Here is a 4,087-nt window from a genome sequence, read left to right as displayed (position 1 = left end):
ACCCCTAGCGCGTTTTGGGTACATATGTATATAATTGGTAATATTTTTCATCTTTGGTAGAACCACGGTATATTTTCCATTTACCGTTCTACCATTTTTCCGTTATATATTTCGGACAGGTCTAATTAGAGAAACGCGCTCAAATTTTAGCAGAAAGAGCAGAGAAAAAATTAACTGAAAGGGGTAAAAAAGAAGCTGGGGAAATGAAAAAGATTTTAGCAGAACAAAAAGAACGTATTACCCAAAAACAGGAAGAAACCACCAAAATACAATTATCATTATTTCCCGCAGATGAACAAAAACAAATAGACGCAGATCGTCGTTATTGGGTGAAAAGGTTGGAAAAATTAGAGATGGAATTAATTACTGAACCGGAGAGAATTGAAAGAACTTATCAAGTGAAAGCGGTACGAGTTGAACCTGTAGGTTTAATTTATTTATGGCCTATTTCTGGGTAATTGGGGACTGGGGATATAATTATTTTATTATGATTTTATTATGATTTTATTTTGTCTGAATCAGGATAACCAGGATTTAAGGATGTACGGGATGTTGTTTGATGATTGTGGTTTTTATTGATGATTTATTTTGTCTGAATCAGGACAACCAGGATTTAAGGATGTACAGGATGTTGTTTAGAGATTGTGGTTTTTATTGATGATTTATTTTGTCTGAATCAGGATAACCAGGATTTAAGGATGTACAGGATGTTGTTTAGAGATTGTGGTTTTTATTGATGATTTATTTTGTCTGAATCAGGATTTTTAGGATTTGAGGATGTACGGGATGTTGTTTAGAGATTGTGGTTTTTATTGATGATTTATTTTGTCTGAATCAGGATTTTTAGGATTTGAGGATGTACGGGATGTTGTTTAGAGATTGTGGTTTTTATTGATGATTTATTTTGTCTGAATCAGGATTTTTAGGATTTGAGGATGTACGGGATGTTGTTTATAAATTATCAAAATAATATAAAATCATCAAGAATACAAAAAAGATATAATCTTATAAAATTATAAAAATCCCATCCTGATAGCGAAGCGTGACGTTAGTCATAAATCCTTAAATCCTGGACATCCTGATTCAGACAAAAAATGATAATCTTTAAAAATCCCATCCTGCACATCCTTAAATCTTGGACATCCTGATTCAGACAAAAAATGATAATCTTTAAAAATCCCATCCTGCACATCCTTAAATCCTGGACATCCTGATTCAGACAAAAAATGATAATCTTAAAAAAACAATCCTGTACATCCTTAAATCCTGGACATCCTGATTCAGACAAAAAATGATAATCTTAAAAAAACAATCCTGCACATCCTTAAATCTTGGACATCCTGATTCAGACAAAAAATGATAATCTTAAAAAAACAATCCTGCACATCCTTAAATCTTGGACATCCTGATTCAGACAAAAAATGATAATCTTAAAAAAACAATCCTGCACATCCTCAAATCCTGGACATCCTGATTCAGACAAAAGCAGATCCCCCCTAACCCCCCTTAATAAGGGGGGAAATAGAATTAAAGTCCCCCTTTTCAAGGGGGATTTAGAGGGATCTAAAATTTTTGATACATCATGAGGGACTTTTCAAACATCCTCTTAGAGCGAGAATACGCCATAGGCTCTGGCAGAATGGATATATGTCTGCGTTATGGCGATGTAGTCTTAGGGATGGAATTAAAGGTATGGAAACAGGGTAAACCCGACCCCTTACCCCAAGGATTGGTACAATTAGATAAATATTTATCAGGATTAAATTTAGATACAGGTTGGTTAGTCATATTTGACCGTCGCCCTGACTTACCCCCCATCAGCGATCGCACTACCACGGAAATAGCTATGAGTCCCCAAGGGAGAAATATTACAGTCATTCGGGGGTAGGTTTGGATTTTTTGATGGTCAACGGTTCGACTCCGCTCACCGACCACGGTTCGACTCCGCTCACCGACCACGGTTCGACTCCGCTCACCGACCACGGTTCGACTCCGCTCACCGACCACGGTTCGACTCCGCTCACTGACCACGGTTCGACTCCGCTCACTGACCACGGTTCGACTCCGCTCACCGACCACAGTCAACGGTCAACAATCATAGAAGTTATAATCAAATCAACCTTACTTAAACTTTTATGACTAAATGGTTTAACACCGCAGGCCCTTGTCAACCGGATATCCACTATACCCTACCCACCACCGAACGGTTACCAGAGTTAAAACGCCTGATTGAACAGCGCAATTACTTTGTCATCCATGCACCCAGACAAACAGGTAAAACCACTGCCATGCTTACCCTAGCACAGGAATTAACAGCTAGTGGTAAATATACCGCCGTCATGGTATCCGCAGAAGTAGGCTCTGCTTTTCCCGATCAGCCAGAAGTAGCAGAAAGAAGGATTTTAGATGCTTGGCAAGATGCTATTGACTGTTGGCTACCAACAGAATTACAACCACCTTTCTTAACTAATGGTAATCCACCTCAACGTATTGGCTCTTTTCTCAAATCCTGGGCGGAAACTTCTCAGCGCCCCTTGGTGGTGTTTATTGATGAAATTGACTCTCTGCAAAATCAAACTTTAATTACTGTTTTAAGACAGTTAAGGGACGGTTTCCCCCGTCGTCCCCAGAGTTTCCCTCAATGTGTGGCTTTAATTGGGATGCGGGATGTACGTGATTATAAGGTAGCTGCCGGTGGTAGTGATAGGTTAAATACCTCTAGCCCCTTTAATATCAAGGTGGAATCTATAACTTTAAGTAATTTTACTTTAGAAGATGTTAATACATTATACAAACAACACACTCAAGGCACAGGGCAAATATTTACCCCCGAAGCCATTCACCACGCCTACTATTTAACCCAGGGTCAACCTTGGTTAGTTAATGCGATCGCCCGTCAAGTTACAGAATACTTAGCAGAAGATGTAAATATTCCCATCACGATAGATTTAATTAATCAAGCTAAAGATATCTTAATTCAAAGGCAAGACACCCATTTAGATAGTTTAGCAGAGCGACTGCGGGAAGATAGGGTAAAAGCCATTATAGAACCTATTTTATCTGGGGAAGAATTACCCAACACACCGGAAGACGATCGCCGTTATTTGTTAGATTTAGGTTTAGTGATTCGCAGTCAAGAAGGTGGGTTAAAGGTAGCTAACCCCATTTATCAAGAAGTCATCCCCAAGGTGTTATCCCAGGGTACTCAAGATAGTTTACCGATGATTCAACCTAGTTGGTTAACACCTACAGGGGAATTAAACCCCCAAATTCTATTAGAAACTTTTTTAGACTTTTGGCGACAACATGGAGAACCATTATTCAAAAGCACTCCCTACCCAGAAATAGCCCCCCACTTAGTATTAATGGCATTTTTACACCGTGTGGTTAATGGTGGTGGGAGCTTAGAGCGAGAATACGCCATAGGCTCTGGCAGAATGGATATATGTCTGCGTTATGGGGATGTAGTCTTAGGGATGGAATTAAAGGTATGGAAACAGGGTAAACCCGACCCCTTACCCCAAGGATTGGTACAATTAGATAAATATTTATCAGGATTAAATTTAGAGACAGGATGGTTAGTCATATTTGACCGTCGCCCCGACTTACCCCCCATCAGCGATCGCACTACCACGGAAATAGCTATGAGTCCCCAAGGGAGAAATATTACAGTCATTCGGGGGTAGGTTTGGATTTTTTGATGGTCAACGGTTCGACTCCCCTCGCCGACCACGGTTCGACTCCCCTCACCGACCACGGTTCGACTCCGCTCACCGACCACGGTCAACACCATGATCATTAACGCCCCCGCCAAATCTTGATGGTCTTATCCGAACTCCCAGAAGCTAAGGTTTTACCATCGGGGCTGAAGGCTACTGAAATAACCAAATTTGAATGTCCGGTGAGGGTGGCGATTGACTGACCCGTGGCGACATCCCACAGTTTGATGGTCTTATCCCAACTCCCAGAAGCTAAGGTTTTACCATCGGGGCTGAAGGCTACTGAATTAACGTTATCTGAATGTCCGGTGAGGGTGGCGATTAACTTCCCCGTGGCGACATCCCACAGTTTGATGGTTCTATCCCCA

At 40.7% G+C, this 4,087-nt stretch carries 3 protein-coding genes and 1 pseudogene; 3 read left to right on the top strand and 1 reads right to left on the bottom strand.

Annotated features, from left to right (window positions below; all coding sequences use genetic code 11):
* The first annotated feature begins 203 nt into the window (after nt 1-203).
* From FFR48_RS26025 to FFR48_RS26015, 3 genes and pseudogenes are all read left to right on the top strand, one after another.
* Complete coding sequence (locus FFR48_RS26025; RefSeq protein ID WP_137669357.1) at nt 204-458, top strand: hypothetical protein; 255 nt, start codon at nt 204-206, stop codon at nt 456-458.
* A gap of 1,148 nt (nt 459-1,606) precedes the next feature.
* A pseudogene (locus FFR48_RS26020) lies at nt 1,607-1,888 on the top strand (ATP-binding protein); the annotation flags it as partial.
* A gap of 247 nt (nt 1,889-2,135) precedes the next feature.
* On the top strand, nt 2,136-3,686 hold the full coding sequence (locus FFR48_RS26015) for an ATP-binding protein (protein ID WP_137669356.1): 1,551 nt from the start codon (nt 2,136-2,138) through the stop codon (nt 3,684-3,686).
* Nucleotides 3,687-3,798: 112 nt separating this feature from the next.
* Here the strand turns inward: FFR48_RS26015 and FFR48_RS26010 are convergent.
* Nucleotides 3,799-4,087, bottom strand: a 289-nt coding sequence (locus FFR48_RS26010) for a WD40 repeat domain-containing protein (protein WP_201277682.1), incomplete at its 5' end; no start/stop codon positions are given.

Origin of the sequence: Sphaerospermopsis reniformis (genome assembly GCF_005402885.1) — a bacterium.
Taxonomy (GTDB): Bacteria; Cyanobacteriota; Cyanobacteriia; order Cyanobacteriales; family Nostocaceae; genus Sphaerospermopsis; species Sphaerospermopsis kisseleviana.
This window is presented reverse-complemented; position numbering and strand designations above follow the sequence as displayed.